Origin of the sequence: Sphingomonas sp. BT-65, from assembly GCF_026107375.2 — a bacterium.
Taxonomy (GTDB): Bacteria; Pseudomonadota; Alphaproteobacteria; order Sphingomonadales; family Sphingomonadaceae; genus Sphingomonas.
Map to the genome: position 1 here is coordinate 1647342 of NZ_JAPCIA010000001.1, position 21342 is coordinate 1668683.

Here is a 21342-nt window from a genome sequence, read left to right on the forward strand (position 1 = left end):
GTGGCAGGGGGCAAGCCGGGGGGGACGTAGTGTGAGTTTTGACAGCTTCCGGCGCGGCAGCGGCCTGGCTACCACGGATTCGTTCGGGCCGCTGGCGCTGCTCGCCGCGCTCGCGCTGGCGTTGTTCGGCGTGTTCTTCCATTGGCAGATCCTCGACATCTCCAATGTCGCCTGGTTGCTGCGCGGCAGCGACAATGGCGAGAATGCGCTCGGCCTCCACGCCTGGCTGCACGATCCCGCGCCCGGCTTCCTGCATACCCGCCTGCTCAACGCGCCCGAGGGGGTCGGGCTGCTGTTCACCGACAGCAATCCGCTGCTCTCGATGCTGGCCTTTCCCTTGCGCAGCCTGCTGCCTGCGGACGCGCAACTGATCGGCTGGTGGCTGCTCGCCTGCCTGTTTCTCCAGCTGTTCTTCGCCTGGCTGCTGCTGCGCCGCCACGCCCCCAAGGCGCTGGCGCTGTGGTGCGGCGTGCTGCTGCTCGCAGCGCTGCCGACCTTGTTCAACCGCGTCGTCCATGTGAACCTGATGGCGCACTGGCTGATCCTGTGGTCGCTGTGGCGCTTCACCGATCCTGCGCGTGCCGGCTCGAACAACGGCTGGGCGGTGCTGATCGCTGTCACCGCGTTCATCCACTCCTATCTGCTGGTGATGGTCGGCGCGATCTGGGCGAGCGCGATGCTCGAGCGGCTGTGGAATGACCGCCGGGGAGCACCCCGTCTTCTCGCCGAATGCGCCGCGATCCTCGCAATGGTCGGCGGCATCGCCTGGAGCCTGGGCGTGTTCGAGCCGCACTGGCCCTCGGGTAATTACGGCGCGTTTGCGATGCCGCTCGACGCGCTGTGGAACCCGGGGGTCGAGACCTATTCGACCTTCCTGCCCGCGATCGAACAGCGCCCCGGGCGCGGATTCGAGGGGTTCCAGTATCTGGGACTCGGCCTGCTGATCTTGTTGCCGCTCGCGGCGATCCTCGCGCGTCGCCTGCCCCGCCCGGCGGCGGATGCGCCCGACAGCCTTGCGCGGCTCAAATGGCTGGTCCCGGCGCTCGCCGTCCTCACCCTGCTCGCGATCAGCACCTATCCCGATTTTGCCGGACAGAAGCTTCCGCGATTCCAGCTACCCGCCGACCTCGCCATGACACTCGACGCGGTCCGCGCTTCGGGCCGGTTGTTCTGGCCGGTCGCCTATGTGCTGGTGTTCGCTGGTATCCGCATCCTCTACCGCCTGGAGCCGCGCCGCGCCGGCCTCGTCATCGCCGCGCTCGCGGTCGTGCAGGCGGCCGATCTCATCCCGATGGCGCGATCGATCCGCGCCCAGAGCACCGAAGCACGCGGCGCGCCGCTCTACGTCCGCACCGCCTCGCCCGAATGGGACCGGCTGGTCGCGCAGGCGAAGGACATCGCCTTTGTCCCGGGCGACGTGACCAAGGGCCTCGGCGTCTTCCAGGAAGTCGCGTGGCGCGCGGCGAGGGCGCGGGTCCCGGTCCGCGCCGTCTATGCCGCCCGCCCCTCGCTCGCCAGCAATGCGCGCCAGAACGCGGAAACCGACGCCTTCCGCAGGGGCGAGGTGGTGCCCGGCCGCCTCTACATCCTGATCGACGGCGAGCCGATCCCGCCCCCGCTGCTCGCCCGCGCGCGGCCGCTCGACGGGGTCACGATCGTGTTTGAGCCCTAGCTGCTATGCTTCATCGCCTCGATGATGCGCTTGACGTCCTGGCTGCGGCCGCGCGGCAGGATCAGCACATCGTTACCATCGGCGACCACGATCAGGTCGGAGACGCCGACCAGCGCGACGCGCTTGCCCTCGCCGGCGCGCACCAGACAGTCGACGGTGTCGATCGCCACCACCTCGCCGCGATGGGCATTGCCTGCCGCGTCGCGGTCACTGATCGCGTGCAGCGCGTCCCAGCTGCCGACGTCGGACCAACCCATGCTCACCGGCACCACCGCAACCCGCGTCGCCTTCTCCATCACCGCATAGTCGATCGAATCAGACGGCGATTTCGCAAACTCGGCAGCGTCGGGAAGGACGCGCGTGCCCTCGCGCACCGCCCGGTCCATCGATGCCCGTGCCGCCGCCAGCATATCCGGCGCGAATGCGGCGAGCGCGTCGAGATAGGTGTTCGCCTGGAACAGGAAGATGCCGCCGTTCCACGCATGATCCCCCGCGGCAATCATTGCTTCGGCAAGTTCGCGCTTGGGCTTCTCGACGAAGCGCCGGACTTGGTGGATCCCCGCGCCGATCGCGTCGCCCACCTGGATATAGCCATAGCCGGTCTCGGGCGCGTCAGGCGCGATGCCGAACGTCACCAGCCACCCCTCGTCCACGGCGGGCATCGCGGCGTGGATCGCGGCGTGGAAGGCAGCGACGTCGCCGATCACATGGTCCGAGGGCATCACCAGCAGCGGGTCGCTCCCGCCTCCCGCAGCGATCGCCGCAAGCGCGATCGCGGGCGCGGTGTTGCGCCCCATCGGCTCGAGGATCAGCGCCTGCGCCCGTGCCTCGACCGCGCCGAGCTGTTCCTCGACCATGTCGGCGTGCAGCGCGTTGGCGACGATGATCGGCGCGGCGAACCGCTCGCCCGCCGGCGTGCGGCGCGCCGTCAGCTGGAGCATCGTCTCCTCAGCCGTCAGCGCCATCATTTGCTTGGGCCGCTCGGGCCGCGACATCGGCCACAGCCGGGTTCCCGAACCGCCGGAAAGGATCACGGGGACAATCGGCTTGTGGTCGGTCATGCAAATCCTCCTGACCGCGCGCTCTAGCTGGGCGCGTTCGTCGCGCCAAACACTTATCGCAGCCCGGATTTCCTGGCGTTCAGCATTTCTTCGTCAATTTCGCCGACACGGGCGTGCGGTGTCGGATTTGTTTACACTCGCCGTGTAGGAATTGGCCGTCATGATCCGCCTGTTCAAACACTATATCCCCAATGCGGTGCTGCTGCTGGCGCTGTTCGACGTCGCGCTGCTGGTGGTCGCGGCCGAATTCGGCTGGATCTATCGTGCGCACCAGATCGGGATGAAGGTGGAGCCGATCCACACGCGCATCTTCCAGATGACGAGCTTTGCCGTCAGTCTCGAGATCGCGATGATGGCGGTGGGCGTCTATGGCGCGGATTCGCTGCAGTCGATCCGTGTCGCCACCGCGCGGCTGCTGGTCGCGGTGTCGCTCGGCACGATCTTCCTGTCGGTGATCTTCTTTCTGTTTCCCGCGCTCACCTTCTGGCGCTCGAACTTGCTCTACGCGATGCTCGCCGCGCTGGCGTTGCTGTTTCTGCTCCGCCTGCTGCTCGGCAAGACATTGGGCAGCCAGGTGTTCAAGCGCCGCGTCGTCGTGCTCGGCGCCGGCGCGCGCGCCGAGCGGCTCAAGGCGCTGTCCAAGAAGCCCGGCGCCGGCTTCGTCGTGGTCGGCTATGTTGCGATGAGCGAGCCCAACCGCACGATCCCCGAGGCGATCGCGCGCGACGCGATCTACAACCTCGCCGACCATGTCGTGCTGCTCAACGCCAGCGAAGTGGTGCTCGCGCTGGAAGAGCGCCGCAACGCGCTCCCGCTCAAGGACCTGCTGCGGATCAAGACCACCGGCGTCCATGTCAACGAGATCTCGACCTTCCTCGAACGCGAGACCGGGCGCGTCGACTTGCAGTCGGTCAATCCGAGCTGGCTGATCTTCTCCGACGGCTTTTCCTCGGGCCGGATGCTGTCGAGCCTGTTCAAGCGCCTGTTCGACATCGCCGCCAGCCTCGTCCTGCTCGCGATCAGCCTGCCGCTGATCCTGCTCGGCGCGCTCGCGGTGAAGGCGGAGAGCAAGGGCCCGGCCTTCTACCGCCAGCGCCGCGTCGGCCTCTACGGCCAGGGCTTCGACATCATTAAGCTGCGCTCGATGCGGGTCGACGCCGAGGTCGCCGGCCAGGCCGTCTGGGCCGAGAAAGACGATCCGCGCATCACCCGCGTCGGCCGCTTCATCCGCAAGGTCCGCATCGACGAGCTGCCGCAATGCTGGAGCGTGCTCAAGGGCGAGATGAGCTTCGTCGGCCCGCGTCCCGAGCGGCCCCAGTTCGTCGAGGATCTCGAGCAGCAGATCCCCTATTATGCCGAGCGCCACATGGTGAAGCCCGGCATCACCGGCTGGGCGCAGATCAACTATCCCTATGGCGCGTCGATCGAGGACAGCCGCCACAAGCTCGAATACGACCTCTATTACGCGAAGAACTACTCGCCCTTCCTCGACGTGCTGATCCTCCTCCAGACGCTCCGGGTCGTGCTGTTCCCGGACGGCGCGCGTTAATGTTTGGCGTGTCCACGCTGCGGCGCCGGCCCGCTCCCCCACCCGGCCACCCAACGGCAGTATCATATGGGTGGCCGGGTGGGGGAGCGAGCCGGTGCCGTTCACCTGACAAAGAATGCCCATGGTCGCCACATTGATCCTGTGGAGCCACGCGCTTGCCGCGCTGCTGTTCGGCGCGCTCGGCCTGTGGGCGCTGCGCCGCGCCGAACCCGGCGTGCCGCGCAAGCCGCTCGCCGCCGCGCTTGCGCTGACCGCGCTCTGGGCGCTCGCCGTCGCCGGGATCGGCGAATCCGACCTGGTGACCAAGATCGCCGAGGGCGGGCGCAACCTCGCCTGGCTCGGCTTCATGATCGTGCTTCATCGGCGCAGCGGCTCAGAACGCCCGCCGGCGGCGATCGGCACCGTCTATGGCGTCGTCGTGGTGGTAATCCTGATCGCGCTCGCGCTTCATATCGTCGCTGTTGCCGCGCCGGACATGACTGCCGACGTCACCCGCGCTGCGCTGCTGCTGCGCATGATGGTCGCGGTCGCCGCGCTCGTCCTGGTGCAGAGCCTGCACAGCGCGATCGCCGCGCCCGGCCGCACCGGCATGCGCCCGATCGTGCTCGCGCTCGCCGCCATGTGGCTGGTCGACATCAACGTGCTGAGCGTCGCCTGGCTCACCGCCGGCTGGCCGATCGAACTGGTCGCGGTGCGCGGCCTCGCCATGGCGCTGATCGCCGCCGCGATCGCCGCGGGCCTTCAGCGGCGCGGCGAATGGCCGATGCAGCTGTCGCGCACGGTCGCCTACCAGTCGCTCTCGCTCGTCGCGATCGGGCTCTATTTCGCGCTGCTCGCGCTCGCCACCACCGCGCTTGCCGCGATCGGCGGCGACAATGCGCGGCTGCTCCAGACCGCCTTCGTGTTCGGCTCGACCGCGGCGATCCTGACCCTGGTCTCCAGCCCGTGGCTGCGCGCCTGGATCAAGGTCAAGCTCGCCAAGCATTTCTTCCGCCACCGCTACGACTATCGCGCCGAATGGCTGCGCTTCACCGAGACGCTCGGCGAGCCCGAGGGCAGCGCTCCGCTCGACGAGCGCATCGTCAAGGCGCTGGCCGACCTCACTGATTCGTCCTCGGGCGTGCTGCTGGTGCCGCAGGGCGAAGGGCTCGGCGTCGGCGCCGCCTGGAACGTCGCGCGCGACGATCTGCCCGCCACCTATGGCCAGGACTGGCCGCAAGCCGCGCTCGACCCGGCGCTGATCGTCGAGCTCGACAATGAAGACGCCGCCGCGGCGATCCCGCCGTCGATCCGCACCTGGGAGCCGGCCTGGGTGATCGTGCCGCTCCCCCATCACAGCCGCCTCGCCGGCGCGATCGTGCTCGCTCGCCCGCCGGTGCCGCGCGCGCTCGACTGGGAGGATTTCGACCTGCTCAAGGCCGCCGGACGCCAGCTCGCCAGCTACCTTGCCGAGGAACGCGCGCTCGAGGCGTTGGCCGAGGCCGAGCGGTTTGAGGAGTTCAACCGCCGCTTCGCCTTCATCATGCACGACATCAAGAATCTGGTGAGCCAGCTCACGCTGGTCGCACGCAATGCAGAGCGCCATGCTGACAACCCCGCCTTCCGCGCCGACATGGTCGCGACGCTGCAGGATTCGGCCGGGCGGATGAACGACATGCTCGCGCGCCTTTCGCAGCATCACCGTGTCCGTACCGAAGCGCCGGTCGCGGTGCCGCTCGCGCCGCTCGCCCGCCGCGTCGCCAAGGCGCGCCGCGCGCAGCACCCGGTCGAGGTGATCGTGGCGGGTGATCCGCTGGCGATCGCCGATCCGGCGATGCTGGAGACATTGCTCGGCCACCTCGTCCAGAACGCGGTCGAGGCGAGCGCCCCCGACGCCCCGATCACGATCGCGGTCGACGCGCAGGCGCGCGAAGCGCGGATCGAGGTGATCGATCGCGGCGCCGGCATGTCGCCCGCCTTCGTCCGCGACAAATTGTTCAAACCCTTCGTCTCGTCCAAGCCCGGCGGCTTCGGCATCGGCGCGTTCGAAGCGCAGAAGCTCGCCGCCGAGATGGGCGGCCGGATCGAGGTGGAGAGCAGCGAGGGCAAGGGCTCGCGCTTCCGCGTGGTGCTGCGTGCGGCGGGCGGCGCGCACGGTGAAGTTGGACGAGCGGCATGAGCGACAAACCCAAACTCCTCATCGTCGAGGACGATGCCGGCCTCCAGCGCCAGCTGCGTTGGGCCTATGAGGGCTATGAGATCCTCACCGCCGGCGACCGCGAGAGCGCGATCGCGATGCTCCGTGCCGAGGAGCCGGCGGTGGTCACCCTCGACCTCGGCCTCCCGCCCGATCCCGACGGCACCAGCGAGGGCTTCGCCGTCCTCGAGACGATCCTCGCGCTCAAGCCCGACACCCGCGTCATCGTCGCCTCCGGCCATGGCGAGCGCGAATCGATGCTGCGCGCGATCTCGATGGGGGCGTGGGATTTCTACCAGAAGCCGATCGACATCGACGCGCTCGGCCTGATCGTCGCGCGCGCCTTCCACGTCCATGCGCTGGAGGCCGAGAACCGCCGCCTCGCCGCCAAGGCCGAGGGCGGGGCCGCGCTCGGCGGGATCATCACCGGCTCGGCCGAGATGCTCAAGGTCACGCGCACGATCGAGCGCGTCGCGCCGGCCGACGTCTCGGTCATGCTGCTCGGCGCCAGCGGAACCGGCAAGGAGCTGCTCGCCCGCGGCCTGCACGACGCGAGCCACCGCAAGGGCCAGTTCGTCGCGATCAACTGCGCCGCGATCCCCGAGACCCTGCTCGAATCCGAGCTGTTCGGCCACGAGAAGGGCGCGTTCACCGGCGCGGTCAAGACCACCGAGGGCAAGATCGAGCAGGCGCAGGGCGGCACTTTGTTCCTCGACGAGATCGGCGACGTGCCGCTGCCGCTCCAGGTCAAGCTGCTGCGCTTTCTGCAGGAGCGCGTGATCGAGCGTATCGGCGGGCGCAAGCCGATCGCGGTCGATACCCGCGTGGTCTGCGCGACGCATCAGGATATCGACTCGATGGTCGCCGCCGCGACCTTCCGCGAGGACCTCTATTACCGCCTCGCCGAGATCGTCGTGCGCATCCCCTCGCTCGCCGAGCGTCCCGGCGACGCCGGCCTGCTCGCGCGCCACCTGCTGCACAAGCACGCCACCGCGATGAAGCTCGGCAACAAGAGCTTCGCGCCCGATGCGCTCGCCGCGATCGACGCCTGGCACTGGCCGGGCAATGTCCGCGAGCTCGAGAACCGCGTGAAGCGCGCCGCGATCATGGCCGACGGCAAGCTCGTCACCGCCGCCGATCTCGACCTCGAATCCGCCGGCGACGACGCCGGCCCGATCAACTTGAAGGCCGTGCGCGAGGCAGCGGACCGCCGCGCCATCGCGCAAGCGCTGTCACGCGCCGACGGCAACATCTCCGGCACCGCCCGCCTGCTCGGGATCAGCCGCCCCACCCTCTATGACCTGATGAAGGCCTATGACCTCCAGCCCTGAACCCCGCGCCCGCCGCCGCCGTCGCGGCAGTGGCGCCGCCAAACGCGGCATGAACCTCCGTCGCATCGTCGTGTTCGCGCTGTGCATCGGCGCGTTCGGCGTGGCGCTGCTCGCCTTCCGCTCCGTCGTCACCGGCGGCCCCGACCCGGAGGCGGCGCGCGCCGCGCTCGCGCGCAGCGAGGCCTATCTCAAGGCGAGCAACGCCTCGGCCGCGCGCAGCCAGGCGTTCAGCGCCGTCCGCGCAGATCCGCGCTGGGGCGAGGCGCATCTCGCGCTCGCCCGCGCGTCGCTGGCGCTCGACGAGGGTGTCGCCGGCGAGGCCGCGCTGCGTCGCGCGATCGACAGTGGCATCGATCCCAAGCGCGCCCACGCGATGATGGCGCTCGCGATCCTGCTCCAGGGCGATCCGCGCCGCGCGCTCGCCGAGAGCGACAAGGCGCCGCAGACCGACCGCCTCGACGCGCTGCGCGTCCGCACCCGCGCCTTCGCCGCGATGGGCAACCTCGCCGCCGCGCAGCAGGCCGCGCTCGCCGCCGTGCAACTCGCCCCGCAAAGCGCCGGCGCCTGGACCGAGCTCGGCCGCTTCCGCCTCAACGCCGGCGACGTCGTCGGCGCGATCGAGGCGGCGGGCAAGGCGACCGCGCTCGACAAGGGCAATACCGACGCGCTGATCCTGCGCGGCGAGCTGGTGCGCGCGCAATATGGCCTGGTCGCCTCGCTTCCCTGGTTCGAGGCGGCGCTCAAGCGCGATCCCTATCGCCACGCCGCGCTGATCCAATACGCCTCCACGCTCGGCGACGCGGGTCAGACTCGCGCGATGCTCGCGGTCACGCGGCGCGCGATGGAAGTCCGACCGCGCAGCCCGCAGGCTTTCTACCTCCAGGCGGTGCTCGCTGCTCGCGCCGAGCAGTTCGGCCTTGCCCGCGACCTGCTCCAGCGCGCCGGCAGCGGCGTCGCCGCGCTTCCCGGCGGCCTGCTGCTCGGCGGGTCACTCGACCTGCAGGAGGGCCGCTACGAGCGCGCGATCGAGAAATTGCGCAACCTCGTCAGCCTCCAGCCGATGAACATCACCGCGCGCAAGCTGCTCGCCACCGCGCTGCTTCGCTCGGACGCGTCGAAGAACGGCATCGAAGCGCTGCTCCCCGTAGTCGCCCGCGGCGATGCCGACGCCTATGCGCTCAGCCTCGTCGCGCGCGGTTACGAGCGGATCGGCGACCGCCAGACCGCGGCGCGCTATTTCGACCGCGCATCCTATCCGGCGCGCGACGGCGCCGCGTGGTTCAGCTCGGACGACGCGCTCCCGATGCTCACCGCCGCCGCGCAGCGCGCACCCGCCGACGATCCCCGCGCCGCGATCCCGCTGATCCGCGGGCTGATCGACGGCGGCGACAAAAGCGCGGCGCTCGCCAAGGCGCAGGAGATCGCCCAGCGCAACCCCGGCGCCCCGGCCGCACACAGCCTTGTTGGCGACACGCTGATGCTGCTCAAGCAGCCCGGCGAAGCCGTGCGCTACTACAAGGACGCCGCCAGCATCCGCTTCGATGAAGCGACGATGCTCCGCCTGGTCGAGGCGCTCGACCGTTCCGGCCAGCGCCAGGAGGCGTCGACCACGCTCGCTTTGTTCCTGTCGCAGAACCCGCTCAACCTCGCTGCGCTGCGCCTCTCGGCGAGCTGGCAGACAGCGGCGGGCGACTATGACGCCGCGATCGATTCGCTCGAGGCGGTACGCCTGCGCACCGGCAACCGCGACGCGGGCCTGCTCGCCGACCTCGCCTTCGCCTATGCCGGCGCGGGCGAGCCCGAGCGCGCCGCGCATTATGCCGAGGCCGCCTATCTCCTCGCACCATCCAACCCCGCTGTCGCGGGCGTGATGGGCTGGACACTCGCCGAGAGCGGCGATCTCGAGGGCGGGATCGAGCTGCTGCAGAAAGCGGTCGCGCTCGCGCCGCGCCACCCGATGCTGCGCTGGCAACTGGCGCAGGCCTATGCCGAGGCGGGCCGCAATGCCGATGCGAAGGCGCAGGCGCAGGCCGCGATGGCGATCCCCGGCTTCGCCGACCGCAGCGCCGCCGAGGCGCTGATCGCCAAGCTGGCCTGATCCAGGCTCAGCGCGGGAGGGCGCGCACGCCGAGTCGCGACAGCGCCTGAACCAGCGCAGCGGGGTTGCGGAGCTTGAGCTTCAACGATCGCTCGTCAGGGCCGTGGCGGATCACGACATTGTTGACCCAGCCGGTATCGAGAAGCGCGACGCTATGGATCGAGCGAACCGGGATGCGATGATCCAGCCGGTAAATCTCTGGCAGGAAGCCGAGGGTGAATGGAAAGAAGGGCGTCACCTCCAACGCTTCAGAGGTGACGGAGACCATCAGACAGTTGTTCGCCCATGTGCTCGACGCGAAGCGTTCGGCGAACAAGGCATCAGGCGGCAATCGCGGTCTGATCGGCTTGCCGTTCGATTTTCGATAGACCACCGAGGCACCGGAAACCAGCACGAGCCAGCCAAGGCCCGCGGCAAACGCCCAAATCGGAAGCATCTGTTCGTCCATCTTCCAACGCTAGCTGTCGCAAGGGTCAAGCTCAATGCGATGCCGCGCACCATTGCCTCTCCCCTTCCCACCCCTTAACGCCGCCCGCATGAGCGACCCGCTGGACCGCATCGCCGCCGCGCTCGAGCGGCTTGCCCCGCCGCCGCCGCCGGTGCCCGATCTCGCCGCGCACCCAGCTTACATATGGCACCGCGGCTTCCTTCAGCCCGCGCGCGCCTTCGCCCCGCTTCCGCTCGACGAGCTGGTCGGGATCGACGCGCAGAAGGCGACCCTGCTCGAAAATGTCCGCCGCCTCGCCAATGGCCTTCCCGCGCACGACGCCCTGTTGTGGGGCGCGCGCGGCACCGGCAAGTCCGCGCTGTCCAAGGCTGCGGTCGCCGCGGTGCAGGCCGAGGGCGGTCAGATCGCGCTGATCGAGGCGCAGGCCGACGCGCTCGACACGCTCCCCGCGCTGTTCGCGCTCATCGACGACGCGCCTCGGGCCTTCGTCATCTTCCTCGACGATTTGGGCTTCGACGCTGCCTCGGACGGGCGCGCGTTGCGCTCGTTGCTCGAAGGCGGGGCCGAGGCGCGCCCGGCCAATGCTCGCCTTTTCGTCACGTCGAACCGCCGCCACCTGATCCCACGCGACATCGCCGAGCAGTCGAGCGCGATCAACCCGCGCGACAGCGTCGACGACAATCTCGCGCTCGCCGACCGCTTCGGCCTCAGCCTTGGTTTCCACGCGATCGACCAGGACACCTATGTCGCGATCGTGCGCACCTATGCGCAGGACCACGGCCTGCCCTTCGATGCGGCCGAAGCGATCAACTGGGCCACCCGCCGCGGCAGCCGCTCGGGCCGCGTCGCCTGGCAATATGTCGTCGACCTTGCGGGCCGCTCGGGGAAGCGGCTCTGAACCGCTTCCGCTCCCGGCCGTTGTAGCGGCGTGACGACGAACCTCCCCGTCCCGCGCGAGGCGGTCCTGATCGTCAACGCCCGCTCGCGCCGCGGCGCAGCCTTGTTCGAGCGCGCGCGCCACAAGATCGAGGCGGCGGGCATCCGCCTCCTCGCCGCCCACCCGGTCCATGATCCCGATCTGCTCGATGATACCGTGCGCGACGCGATCCGCTCCGGCGCGCCGATGGTGATCGTCGGCGGCGGTGACGGCTCGCTGTCCGGTGTGGTCGACGACGTCGTCGGCAAGGACGTGGTGTTCGCCGTGCTCCCGCTCGGTACCGCCAACAGCTTCGCGCGCACGCTCGGCATCCCGCTCGACCTCGATGGCGCGATCCGCGCGATCGCCACCGGCAAGCGCCGCCGCGTTGACCTCGGCATGATCGACCATGATTATTTCGCCAACGCCGCCGCGATGGGCCTGTCGCCGATGATCGGCGAGTCGGTGCCGCACAACCTCAAGAAATATCTCGGCCGCATCGGCTATCTCGCCTGGGCGGTGTGGTGCTTTGCGCGCTTCCGTCCGTTCCGCGTGTTCGTCGACGATGGCGAGCGCACCCACCGCATGTGGGGGAGCGAGGTGCGCATCCTCAACGGCCGCTTCCATGGCGGCGTCGAGATGAGCGACAACGCCTGCGTCGAGAGCGGCGAGATGGTCATCCAGGTCGTCACCGGCCGCAATCGCTGGCGCCTCGCCTGGGACTGGTACGCGCGCTTCTTCCGCCTGCGCACCCGCGACCAGACGGTGCGCGAATTCCGTGGGCCGGAATTGAAGCTCGATACACGGCCCCACCACCGCATCTCGATCGACGGCGAGGTGTTGGCGCGCACGCCGGTAACGGTGCGAGTCGCCGAGCGGGCGATCGACGTGGTGGTGCCGAGCTAACTCCTCCCCTGCCCTGCAGGGGAGGTGGCATCGCAAAGCGATGGCGGAGGGGCCGCCGCGCAGACGGCGGGCTACGCCCGCCGCCCCTCCACCAGCCTGCGGCTGGTCCCCCTCCCCTGAGCAAGCTCGGGGGAGGAATAATCTTACCCCAATCCCTCGACCATCTCCGCCAGCTCCAGCCAGCGCAGTTCGGCCTCGTCCTTCTCGTCGCGCGCCCTGGCGATCCCGGCCATCAACTTGTCGAACCTGCCCGGGTCCTTGGCATAGAGATCGGGGTCGGCCAACGCCGCCTCGTCCTTGGCGATCGCCGCGTCCAGTTCCTCGATCCGCTTGGGCAGCAGGTCGTAGTCGCGCTGGTCCTTGTAGCTGAGCTTGGTCTTGGGCTTCGGTGCCTCGACCACCGGCGCGGCCTTGGGGGCCGCCTTCCTCGCCTCGGTCCGCACCTTCCGCTTGGCTTCCCAGTCGGCATAGCCGCCGACCACCATGTCGACCGTGCCCGATCCGTCGAGCCCGATCGTCATCGTCACCGTGCGGTCGAGAAAGTCGCGATCGTGGCTTACGATCAGCACCGTGCCGTCATAGTCCGCGATCACCTCCTGCAGCAGGTCGAGCGTCTCGAGGTCGAGGTCGTTGGTCGGCTCGTCGAGCACCATCAGGTTCGATGGCCGCGCGAACTCGCGCGCCAGCAGCAACCGCGAACGCTCGCCGCCCGAGAGCGTGCCGACCTTGGCCTCGACCATCGTCGGCTCGAACAGGAACTCCTTGAGGTAACCGTGGATATGCTTGCGCGTGCCCAGCACCTCGATCCACTCGCCGCCGTCGGCGACCACCTCGCGCACCGTCCTCTCCGGCTGCATCCGGCTGCGCTGCTGGTCGATGATCACCGGATCGAGCGTCTTGGCGAGCTTCACGCTGCCCGTGTCGGGCGCGATCTCGCCGGTCAGCAGCTTGAGCAGGGTCGACTTGCCCGCGCCGTTCTTGCCGACGATGCCGATGCGGTCGCCGCGCGTCACGCGCAGCGTCAGGTCGCGGATGATCGTGCGGTCGCCATAGCTTTTCGACGCATGCTTGGCGTCGATCACCACCTTGGTCTTCGAATCGTCCGCCGCCGTCGCCAGGTTGGCCGCGCCCGCCGGCCCGGTCATCGCCGCGCGCTCGGCGCGCATCTCGTAGAGCTTGGTCAGCCGCCCCTGGTTGCGCCGCCGCCGCCCGGTGACGCCGCGCTGCAGCCAATGCTCTTCGAGCTTGAGCTTCGCGTCGAGCTTCTCCGCCGCGCGCTGCTCCTCGGCATAGACGGCTTCGGTCCACGCCTCGAACCCGCCGAACCCGACCTCGGCCCGCCGCATCGAACCGCGGTCGAGCCACAGGGTCTGCCGCGTCAGCCGGGTCAGGAAGGTGCGGTCGTGGCTGATCACGATGAACGCGCCGCGATAGCGGCTCAGCCACTCCTCCAGCCATTCGATCGCATGGATGTCGAGATGGTTGGTCGGCTCGTCGAGCAGCAGCACGTCGGGGTCCATGGCCAGCGCCCGCGCAATGCCCGCGCGGCGCCGCTCGCCCCCGCTCGCGGTCGCCGCCTCGCGCATCAGGTCGATGCCGAGCTGGTCGGCGATCGCTTCTGCCTCGTGCCGCGCCGGCGCGTCGTCGCCCGAGAGGACATAGTCCATCAGCGCGACGCAGCCGGTCATGCGCGGCTCCTGCTCCAGCATCACCACGCGCGTGCCCGGCTGGATCGTCCGCCGCCCCTCGTCCGAATCGATCTGCCCGGCGATCAGCCGCAGCAGCGTGGTCTTGCCCGCGCCGTTGCGCCCGATCAGCGCCAGCCGGTCGCGCGCGCCGACATAGATGTCGAGATCACGGAACAGCCAGCCCGATCCCTGGATCAGGCCGAGCTTCTCATAGGAAAGGACGGGAGCAGCCATAGCGTGGCGCAGGTAGGCGGGCGCACGCCCGGGAGCAACCCGCTTACGGCTTGCCAGCGGCTGACCCCTGCATTCATAAGCTATTCAACGGTTCAGACCTATGCCACTCCCCGTGAAGATGTTCGGATTACTCTGTCTCGGCGCGTCGCTTGCCGCAGCCGCACTCCCGGCGCACGCTTCGCCACAGGTGCGTCGCGCCGACCAGGAGGCCGCGCGCGAAGGGCGTATCCAGGGCAAGTGGCTCCCGCTGCGCGACATCGAGGCGCGGGTCGTGCCAGCCATGACGCGCAAGGGCGCGCAATATATCGGCTTCGACTTCGATTCGGCCACGGGCATTTACACGCTCAAGTTCCTGCGCAATGGAAATGTCATCTGGGTGGACGTCGATGCCCGTTCGGGCCGGGTCATGGGCCAGTCGGGCGGCTGACGCAGCCAACGAAGGAAGAAGACCAATGCGCGTTCTGATCGTCGAGGACGAACCCAATCTCCGCAACCAGCTCCAGGCGACGCTGGAAGGCGCGGGCTATGCCGTGGACACCGCGGGCGACGGCGAGGAAGGCCATTATCTCGGCTCGACCGAGGCCTATGACGCGATCGTGCTCGATCTCGGCCTGCCCGAGGTCGATGGCCTCACCGTGCTCGACCGCTGGCGCAAGGAGGGCAAGACCACGCCGGTCCTCGTCCTCACCGCGCGCGACAGCTGGTCGGACAAGGTCGCCGGGCTCGATGCCGGCGCCGACGACTATGTCGCCAAGCCCTTCCAGTCGGAGGAGCTGATCGCCCGCCTGCGCGCGCTGATCCGCCGCGCTTCGGGCAACGCCTCGGCCGAGCTCACCGCGGGCGACATCCGCCTCGACACCCGCTCGGGCAAGGTCACCAAGGGCGGCGACCCGGTCAAGCTGACCGCGCAGGAGTATAAGCTGCTCTCCTACCTGCTCCACCACAAGGGCAAGGTTGTCAGCCGCACCGAGCTGATCGAGCATATCTACGACCAGGATTTCGACCGCGATTCGAATACGATCGAGGTGTTCGTGACGCGCATCCGCAAGAAGCTCGGCCCCGACGTGATCACCACGATCCGCGGCCTCGGCTACAGCCTCGAAGAACCGGCGGAGGCCGGTGCCTGAGCTTCCGTTTGGCCTGACCTTCGACCGCCGCTTCCCGTTCGTCCACCGCGCGGCGGCGGTACCGGCGCTCGAGTCCCTGCCGGGCGATCCCGCCCCGCGGCCCTATGTCCGCACCACTGGCTCGCTCAGCCGGCGCATGATCCTGATCGCGGCGGCGTGGATCACGCTGCTGCTCACCGGCGGCGGCTTCGCGCTCGACCGCGTGCTGACCGGCGCGATCACGCGCAATTTCGACGACGGGCTCGAATATCTCCTCACCTCGCTGATCGTCTCGGCCGAGATCGGGCCCGAGGGCGAGATCGTGTTCAACCGCCAGCTTTCCGACCAGCGTTTCCTCGAACCCTATTCGGGCCTCTACTGGCAGGTCACCGGCAAGGGCTACGAGCCCTTCCCCTCGCGCTCGCTGTGGGACCGCCAGCTGCGCATCGATCAGGCGCATCAGGACCAGGAGGTCCACACCTACGATTCGGACCAGTTCCAGGACCACCGGCTGCGCGTCGTCGAGCGTGACCTCAAGCTTCCCGGATCACCGATACGCTGGCGCTTCCAAGTAGCGCAGAGCCGCGACATGCTCGACGCGCAGATCGACGCGCTGCGCCGGACGCTGGTGCGCAGCTTCCTGCTCCTCGCCGCCGGCCTGATCGTGATGGCCGCGCTGCAGACCTGGTACGGGCTCATCCCGCTGCGCAAGCTGCGCCTCGCCATCCAGCGGCTGCGCACCGGCGACACGCCGCGGATCGAGGGCGCGATGCCGGCCGAGGTCGCGCCGATGGTCGAGGAACTCAACGCGCTCGTCGCGCACAACGACAAGCAGGCCGAGGAGGCTCGCCGCCACGCCGGCAACCTCGCCCACGCGCTCAAGACCCCGCTCACCGTGATCATGAACGCCGCCACCGCGGAGGCGCAGGACCTGCCCGCAACCGTGGTGCGCGAGGCGCGCACGATGCGCCGCCAGGTCGACCACCACCTCGCCCGCGCCCGCGCGGTCGGCCGCCGCGGCTCGGCGCACAGCCGCGCGCCGGTGTGGCCCAGCGTCGAATCGGTCGAGCGCGCGGTCGCGCGCCTCTACCCGCATGTCCGCATCGACACCGATGGCCCCAAGGACCTCGTCGCGCATATCGAGCGCCAGGACCTCGACGAGATCATGGGCAATCTAGTCGAGAACGCCGCCAAGTACGGCGGCGGCAGCGTGTTCGTGACGGTCAGCGCGCAGGCCGGCTTCGTCGAGATCATGATCGAGGACGACGGCGTCGGCATCCCCGAGGCCGATCGCATCCGCATCTTCGACCGCGGCGTGCGCCTCGACACCGGCAAACCCGGCACCGGCCTCGGCCTCGCCATCGTCCGCGACGTCGCCGAGATCTACGACGGCACGGTGAGCCTGGAGGAAAGCGAGGACTTGGGCGGGCTCTTGGTCAGGCTGAGGCTGCCGGCGGCAGGGTAAAGCGAAGACCACCCTTCCCTATTCACCGTCACCCTGAACTTGTTTCAGGATCCATCTCTCCACGGGCGACTGAGCCGCTGGTGGCATGATGGATGCTGAAACAAGTTCAGCATGACGGCCCTATTTGGGTGAACCTAACCCATTACCCCGCTAAACCGCCAGCGGCCGGTCACCGGGCTCAGCACCAGATCGCAGCCGCAGTCACGGCACTTGGTCTCGAATTCACCGCGACCGGGCCGGTCGCGGCGGCGTGGGCGGTGGATGCCGAGATGGCACCGAATCCCGGCTTTGGGTGTGGCAGGCTTGGGCGGTGGCATCGCCGTCTGCTCCTCGTTCAGCCCCCTGAACGTGCCCCTGTCATCGCGGTTGGTGCCCGGCGATCAAGGCAGCTTTCGGGCGGCGGCTTGGTCAAATGCGGCGCTCGCCGGAATCAAAGCCCCCGCATTGCCTCGGCGGCGATCGACAGGCTGCGCTTGCGGGCGTCATGATCGTAGATCGAGCTCACCAGCATCACCTCATCCACCCGCGTCCGCGCGATGAATTTCTCGAGCCCGTCGCGTACCTTCTCCGGCCCGCCGATCGCGGTACACGACAGCACCTGGTCGAGCATCGCCCGCGCCTGCGGCGGAATCGTGTCGAGATAGCCCTTCACCGGCGGCGGCATGCGAATGCCGGTCCCCGTCGTCCGCAGGGCCACGAAGGTCTGCTGCATCGACGTCGCGAGCAACTCCGCTTCGTCATCCGTGTCCGCCGCGAACACGTTGAACCCCGCCATCGCATGCGGCTTGTCGAGCACCGCCGAAGGCCGGAAATGCCGCCGATAGACATCGAGCGCCTCGTCGAGCGATCCCGGCGCGAAGTGCGAGGCGAAGGCATAGGGCAGTCCGAGCGCCGCGGCGAGCTGTGCGCCGAACAGGCTCGATCCGAGGATCCACAGCTCGGGTCGCGCGCCGCCCCCAGGCACCGCGGCAATGCCGGTTTGCCCGTCATCGGCGAAATAGCTCTGCAGCTCGACGATATCCTGCGGGAAGGCGTCGGAACTGCTCTCCAGCGTCCGGCGCAGCGCCCGCGCGACCTTCTGGTCGCTGCCCGGCGCGCGGCCGAGCCCCAGGTCGATCCGTCCCGGGAACAGCGCGTCGAGCGTGCCGAACTGCTCGGCGATCACCAAAGGCGCATGGTTGGGCAACATGATCCCGCCAGCACCCACGCGGATCGTCGAGGTCGCCGCCCCGACATGCGCGATCACCACCGATGTCGCCGCGCTCGCGATCCCCGGCATCCCATGATGCTCGGCGACCCAGTAGCGGCTGAACCCCTCGGCCTCGGCATGCCGCGCCAGATCGGCGGCATTGGCGAAGGACTGGCTGGCGTTGCCGCCTTCGACGATCGGGACGAGATCGAGCAGGGAATAGGCTGTCATGGCGCGGGAGATGGGAAGCGGATCGCGCCGCCGCTAGCCAAGGATGGCTTCACGATGGACAATCAATTCCTCCCCTTCAGGGGAGGTGGCATCGCGAAGCGATGACGGAGGGCCCGCCGTCGTCAGACGGCGGGCTGCGCCCGCCGCCCCTCCACCAGCCTGTGGCTGGTCCCCCTCCCCTGAAGGGGAGGAATGATAACTGGCAACGAATCCTATCCTTTCCTCCCTCGCCCCACTCCCCTAAACGCCGCCCCACGATGCGCCCCGAACTCGCCCATATCGACGCCTGGCTGTTCGATCTCGACAACACGCTCTACCCCAAGAGCGCGGACCTGTTCGCGCGGATCGACGCGCGCATCGGCGCCTATGTCGCGCGCGTGCTCGACCTCGACCCGGCCGAGGCGCACCGCGTGCAGAAGGGCTGGTTCATCTCGCACGGCACCACGCTCGCGGGCCTGATGGCCGATCATGGCGTCGACCCGCACGAATATCTCGCCGACGTCCACGACATCGAGATGGACGTGCTCGAGCACGACGCCCCGCTCGCCGCCGCGATCGCGCGGCTGCCCGGGCGCAAGATCGTCTTCACCAACGCCGATGCGCCCTATGCGCAGAAGGTGCTCGGCCGCCTCGGCCTCGCCGAGAGCTTCGAGGCGATCCACGACGTTCACGCCAGCAACTATGCGCCCAAGCCGCACCCCGACGCCTATCGCAGCGTGTGCGAGGCGTATCTGATCGACCCCGCCCGCGCCGCCTTCGTCGAGGACATGGCGCGCAACCTCGCCCCGGCCAAGGCGATCGGCATGACCACCATCTGGGTCGACAACGGCTCGGAGCAGGCGCCGGACGCCGATCGCAGCTATATCGACTTCACCACCCACGATATCCGCCACTGGCTCGAAACCATCCTGGAGCAAGCATGACCGACCTCGCCGCCACGATCGACGCCGCCTGGGAAGACCGCGCGAACATCTCGACCGCGAGCCAAGGCGCGGTGCGCGAAGCGGTGGCTGAGGCGCTGCGCCTGCTCGACAGCGGCGAAGCCCGCGTCGCCGAGCCCGCCGCCGACGGCTGGCAGGTCAACCAGTGGCTCAAGAAAGCGGTGCTGCTCTCGTTCCGCCTCAACGACAATGACGTAATCGGCACGCAGAACGGCGATTGGGGCTTCGACAAGGTCCCGCTCAAGACCGCGGGCTGGGACGCCGCGCGCTTCCGCGCCGCCGGCTTCCGCCAGGTGCCGGGCAGCGTGGTGCGCTACGGCGCGCACATCTCGAAGAATGTCGTGCTGATGCCGAGCTTCGTGAACATCGGCGCCTATGTCGGCGAGGGCTCGATGGTCGATGGCTGGGCGACGGTCGGCAGCTGCGCGCAGATCGGCAAGAACGTCCATCTTTCGGGCGGCGTCGGCATCGGCGGCGTGCTCGAGCCGCTTCAGGCCGATCCGGTGATCATCGGCGACGGCGCATTCATCGGCGCGCGTGCCGAGGTCGCCGAGGGCGTGCGCGTCGGCGAGGGCGCGGTGCTCTCAATGGGCGTCTATCTCGGCGCCTCGACCAAGATCATCGACCGCGCCACCGGCGAAGTCCATCGCGGCGTGGTCCCGCCCTATGCGGTGGTCGTCCCTGGCACGCTCCCCGGCAAGGACGGCGGCCCCGGCCTCTATTGCGCGGTGATCGTCAAGACGGTGGACGCGCAGACCCGCAGCAAGACCGGGATCAACGAGCTGCTGCGCGACTGACCGGCCATGTCAGGCGGCGAGATGATCCTCGCGCGCCGTCAGCTTGCGGCGGCTGAGCCAGCCATGGCCCCAGTCGCGCAGTCCGAGCAGCACCGGCTCGAGTGAGCGCCCCTCCGCGGTGATCGAATATTCGACCCGCGGCGGCACCACCGCATAGACGGTGCGCTCGACCAGCCCGTCCTCCTCCAGCTCGCGCAGCTGCTTGATCAGCATGCGCTGCGAACAGCCGTCGAGCTCACGCCGCAACGCGTTGAACCGCCGTGTGCCGCCGAGCAGGCGATAGAGGATCATCCCTTTCCACTTGCCGCTGATCAGGTTGAGCGCGGCATAAAGGGTGCAGCCGGGCACCTGGTCATAGTCGTGCAACTTCTGCATGGGCGCTCCGCGGACGGTATATTCCGGGGCACTATGTGCATCCGATTACCGTATTTTCAATTCGCCCGGCACGCACATTTCCCTCGCTCCCCGCCGCGCCGATCCCCGGCCCGGCGTCGCTTCAGGGAGTGGAATGCATGCCGCGACACGTTGAATTCGAACAAACCGGCGGACCCGAGGTGCTGCGCTTCGTCGAGGCCGAGGTCCCCGAACCCGCAGCCGGCGAGGTCCGCATCGCGGTGAAGGCGATCGGCCTCAACCGCGCCGAGAGCCTGTACCGCTCGGGCACGTATATCATCGATCCGGTCTTCCCGGCCCGGCTCGGCTCGGAAGCCGCCGGCGTGATCGATGCGGTCGGCCCGGGCGTCGAGGGCCTCGCGCCGGGCGATCGCGTCGCGGTGGTCCCGGCGTTCAGCTATCACGACTACGGCATGTACGGCGATCTCGTGCTCGCGCCCGCCCGCGCGGTGGCGAAGCTGCCCGACACGCTCGGCTGGGTCGATGCCGCTGCGGTGTGGATGGCCTATGTCACCGCCTGGGGCGCGCTGATCGATACCGCCGGCCTTCGCGCGGGTGAGACCGTGCTGATCCCCGCCGCGTCGAGCAGCGTCGGTCTCGCCGCGATCCAGGTCGCCAACCGCATCGGCGCCGTCCCGGTCGCGCTGACCCGTACCTCGGCCAAGGCCGCCGCGCTGCGCGAGCAGGGTGCCGCGCATGTCATCGCGACCGACGAGGCGGATCTTGTCGCCGAGGTCGAGCGAATCACCGGCGGCGCGGGCGCGCGCGTAGTATTCGATCCGGTCGGGGGACCCGGCTTCGCCCGGCTGACCGCGGTCACCGCGACGCGCGGCACGATCATCGTCTACGGCGCGCTCGATCCGCGCGAGACGCCGCTCCCGGTGGGCCAGGTACTGGGGCGCAGCCTGACGGTGCGGGGCTACCTCATCTATGAGGCGACTCAAGACGATGCGAAGCTCGCCGCGGCCAAGGCGTTCGTGCTCGACGGCCTCGTCAGCGGCGACCTGCACCCGCGCATCGACCGGACCTTCCCGTTCGACGCGATCGCCGACGCGCACCGCTATCTCGAAGGCAATGGCCAGATCGGCAAGATCGTGGTGACCATGTAGCGCGAGGGGCAGCGGAATTGCGCGCCCGGCGG

Annotated in this window: 18 protein-coding genes; 13 read left to right on the forward strand and 5 right to left on the reverse strand. The window is 69.1% G+C overall.

Translation table 11 applies throughout. The features are described 5' to 3' along the window. Positions 1-31: 31 nt before the first annotated feature. The gene (locus OK349_RS07870; protein WP_265117263.1) at positions 32-1672 is read left to right on the forward strand and encodes a DUF6311 domain-containing protein; all 1641 of its coding nucleotides are present in this window, start codon (positions 32-34) and stop codon (positions 1670-1672) included. Here the strand turns inward: OK349_RS07870 and OK349_RS07875 are convergent. Then, positions 1669-2733: a mannose-1-phosphate guanylyltransferase/mannose-6-phosphate isomerase gene (locus OK349_RS07875; RefSeq protein ID WP_265117264.1), complete on the reverse strand. Its 1065-nt coding sequence runs from the start codon at positions 2731-2733 to the stop codon at positions 1669-1671. The genes OK349_RS07870 and OK349_RS07875 overlap by 4 nt on opposite strands. Before the next feature lie 160 nt (positions 2734-2893). On the opposite strand from OK349_RS07875, the gene OK349_RS07880 reads away from it, so the two are divergent. The 4 genes from OK349_RS07880 (at position 2894) to OK349_RS07895 (ending at position 9887) form a co-directional block, all read left to right on the forward strand. Beyond that, entirely contained in the window at positions 2894-4282 is a 1389-nt protein-coding gene (locus OK349_RS07880; RefSeq protein WP_265117265.1) for a TIGR03013 family XrtA/PEP-CTERM system glycosyltransferase, read from the forward strand. Positions 4283-4403: 121 nt separating this feature from the next. Then, entirely contained in the window at positions 4404-6440 is a 2037-nt protein-coding gene (prsK, locus tag OK349_RS07885) for an XrtA/PEP-CTERM system histidine kinase PrsK (RefSeq protein WP_265117266.1), read from the forward strand. Further along, positions 6437-7789 carry a PEP-CTERM-box response regulator transcription factor gene (prsR, locus tag OK349_RS07890; protein ID WP_265117267.1) on the forward strand — a complete coding sequence of 451 codons (1353 nt, stop codon included), beginning with the start codon at positions 6437-6439 and terminating at the stop codon, positions 7787-7789. Before prsK ends, prsR begins: the two co-directional genes overlap by 4 nt. 49 nt (positions 7790-7838) lie before the next feature. Next, positions 7839-9887 (forward strand): tetratricopeptide repeat protein, encoded by a 2049-nt coding sequence (locus OK349_RS07895; RefSeq protein ID WP_265117268.1) that lies wholly within the window; start codon positions 7839-7841, stop codon positions 9885-9887. Positions 9888-9894: 7 nt separating this feature from the next. On the opposite strand, the gene OK349_RS07900 is transcribed toward OK349_RS07895, so the two are convergent. Then, entirely contained in the window at positions 9895-10335 is a 441-nt protein-coding gene (locus OK349_RS07900; protein WP_265117269.1) for a hypothetical protein, read from the reverse strand. 88 nt (positions 10336-10423) lie between these two features. Between OK349_RS07900 and OK349_RS07905 the strand changes: the two genes are divergently transcribed. Both OK349_RS07905 and OK349_RS07910 read left to right on the forward strand, forming a co-directional pair. Further along, on the forward strand, positions 10424-11233 hold the full coding sequence (locus OK349_RS07905; protein WP_265117270.1) for an ATP-binding protein: 810 nt from the start codon (positions 10424-10426) through the stop codon (positions 11231-11233). Positions 11234-11263: 30 nt separating this feature from the next. After that, positions 11264-12157 (forward strand): diacylglycerol/lipid kinase family protein, encoded by an 894-nt coding sequence (locus OK349_RS07910; RefSeq protein WP_265117271.1) that lies wholly within the window; start codon positions 11264-11266, stop codon positions 12155-12157. Positions 12158-12300: 143 nt separating this feature from the next. On the opposite strand, the gene OK349_RS07915 is transcribed toward OK349_RS07910, so the two are convergent. Further along, entirely contained in the window at positions 12301-14079 is a 1779-nt protein-coding gene (locus OK349_RS07915) for an ABC-F family ATP-binding cassette domain-containing protein (RefSeq protein WP_265117272.1), read from the reverse strand. A 118-nt stretch (positions 14080-14197) separates the two neighbouring features. Between OK349_RS07915 and OK349_RS07920 the strand changes: the two genes are divergently transcribed. The 3 genes from OK349_RS07920 (at position 14198) to OK349_RS07930 (ending at position 16650) form a co-directional block, all read left to right on the forward strand. Then, a complete protein-coding gene (locus tag OK349_RS07920) occupies positions 14198-14506 on the forward strand; it encodes a hypothetical protein (protein WP_265118561.1) in 309 nt (102 codons plus the stop codon). A 25-nt stretch (positions 14507-14531) separates the two neighbouring features. Next, positions 14532-15206 (forward strand): response regulator transcription factor, encoded by a 675-nt coding sequence (locus tag OK349_RS07925; protein WP_265117273.1) that lies wholly within the window; start codon positions 14532-14534, stop codon positions 15204-15206. Between the two features lie 136 nt (positions 15207-15342). Then, complete coding sequence (locus OK349_RS07930; protein ID WP_265118562.1) at positions 15343-16650, forward strand: sensor histidine kinase; 1308 nt, start codon at positions 15343-15345, stop codon at positions 16648-16650. Positions 16651-17080: 430 nt separating this feature from the next. Here OK349_RS07930 and OK349_RS07935 read toward each other — a convergent pair whose 3' ends face one another. After that, entirely contained in the window at positions 17081-18070 is a 990-nt protein-coding gene (locus OK349_RS07935; protein WP_265117274.1) for an LLM class flavin-dependent oxidoreductase, read from the reverse strand. A 257-nt stretch (positions 18071-18327) separates the two neighbouring features. Between OK349_RS07935 and OK349_RS07940 the strand changes: the two genes are divergently transcribed. Next, complete coding sequence (locus OK349_RS07940; protein WP_265117275.1) at positions 18328-18993, forward strand: pyrimidine 5'-nucleotidase; 666 nt, start codon at positions 18328-18330, stop codon at positions 18991-18993. After that, positions 18990-19808: a 2,3,4,5-tetrahydropyridine-2,6-dicarboxylate N-succinyltransferase gene (dapD, locus tag OK349_RS07945; protein WP_265117276.1), complete on the forward strand. Its 819-nt coding sequence runs from the start codon at positions 18990-18992 to the stop codon at positions 19806-19808. Before OK349_RS07940 ends, dapD begins: the two co-directional genes overlap by 4 nt. Positions 19809-19817: 9 nt before the next feature. Here dapD and OK349_RS07950 read toward each other — a convergent pair whose 3' ends face one another. Beyond that, on the reverse strand, positions 19818-20183 hold the full coding sequence (locus tag OK349_RS07950; protein WP_265117277.1) for a winged helix-turn-helix transcriptional regulator: 366 nt from the start codon (positions 20181-20183) through the stop codon (positions 19818-19820). Between the two features lie 137 nt (positions 20184-20320). Between OK349_RS07950 and OK349_RS07955 the strand changes: the two genes are divergently transcribed. After that, a complete protein-coding gene (locus OK349_RS07955) occupies positions 20321-21310 on the forward strand; it encodes a zinc-dependent alcohol dehydrogenase family protein (RefSeq protein WP_265117278.1) in 990 nt (329 codons plus the stop codon). The last annotated feature ends 32 nt before the right edge of the window (positions 21311-21342 follow it).

Bases quoted from the DNA above. Each gene is read 5' to 3' on its own strand.
- OK349_RS07875 (WP_265117264.1), bottom strand. From the start codon at position 2,733: ATGACCGACCACAAGCCGATTGTCCCCGTGATCCTTTCCGGCGGTTCG.
- OK349_RS07880 (WP_265117265.1), top strand. From the start codon at position 2,894: ATGATCCGCCTGTTCAAACACTATATCCCCAATGCGGTGCTGCTGCTG.
- prsK (WP_265117266.1), top strand. From the start codon at position 4,404: ATGGTCGCCACATTGATCCTGTGGAGCCACGCGCTTGCCGCGCTGCTG.
- prsR (WP_265117267.1), top strand. From the start codon at position 6,437: ATGAGCGACAAACCCAAACTCCTCATCGTCGAGGACGATGCCGGCCTC.
- OK349_RS07895 (WP_265117268.1), top strand. From the start codon at position 7,839: ATGAACCTCCGTCGCATCGTCGTGTTCGCGCTGTGCATCGGCGCGTTC.
- OK349_RS07900 (WP_265117269.1), bottom strand. From the start codon at position 10,335: ATGGACGAACAGATGCTTCCGATTTGGGCGTTTGCCGCGGGCCTTGGC.
- OK349_RS07905 (WP_265117270.1), top strand. From the start codon at position 10,424: ATGAGCGACCCGCTGGACCGCATCGCCGCCGCGCTCGAGCGGCTTGCC.
- OK349_RS07915 (WP_265117272.1), bottom strand. From the start codon at position 14,079: ATGGCTGCTCCCGTCCTTTCCTATGAGAAGCTCGGCCTGATCCAGGGA.
- OK349_RS07920 (WP_265118561.1), top strand. From the start codon at position 14,198: ATGTTCGGATTACTCTGTCTCGGCGCGTCGCTTGCCGCAGCCGCACTC.
- OK349_RS07925 (WP_265117273.1), top strand. From the start codon at position 14,532: ATGCGCGTTCTGATCGTCGAGGACGAACCCAATCTCCGCAACCAGCTC.
- OK349_RS07930 (WP_265118562.1), top strand. From the start codon at position 15,343: ATGATCCTGATCGCGGCGGCGTGGATCACGCTGCTGCTCACCGGCGGC.
- OK349_RS07935 (WP_265117274.1), bottom strand. From the start codon at position 18,070: ATGACAGCCTATTCCCTGCTCGATCTCGTCCCGATCGTCGAAGGCGGC.
- OK349_RS07940 (WP_265117275.1), top strand. From the start codon at position 18,328: ATGCGCCCCGAACTCGCCCATATCGACGCCTGGCTGTTCGATCTCGAC.
- dapD (WP_265117276.1), top strand. From the start codon at position 18,990: ATGACCGACCTCGCCGCCACGATCGACGCCGCCTGGGAAGACCGCGCG.
- OK349_RS07950 (WP_265117277.1), bottom strand. From the start codon at position 20,183: ATGCAGAAGTTGCACGACTATGACCAGGTGCCCGGCTGCACCCTTTAT.
- OK349_RS07955 (WP_265117278.1), top strand. From the start codon at position 20,321: ATGCCGCGACACGTTGAATTCGAACAAACCGGCGGACCCGAGGTGCTG.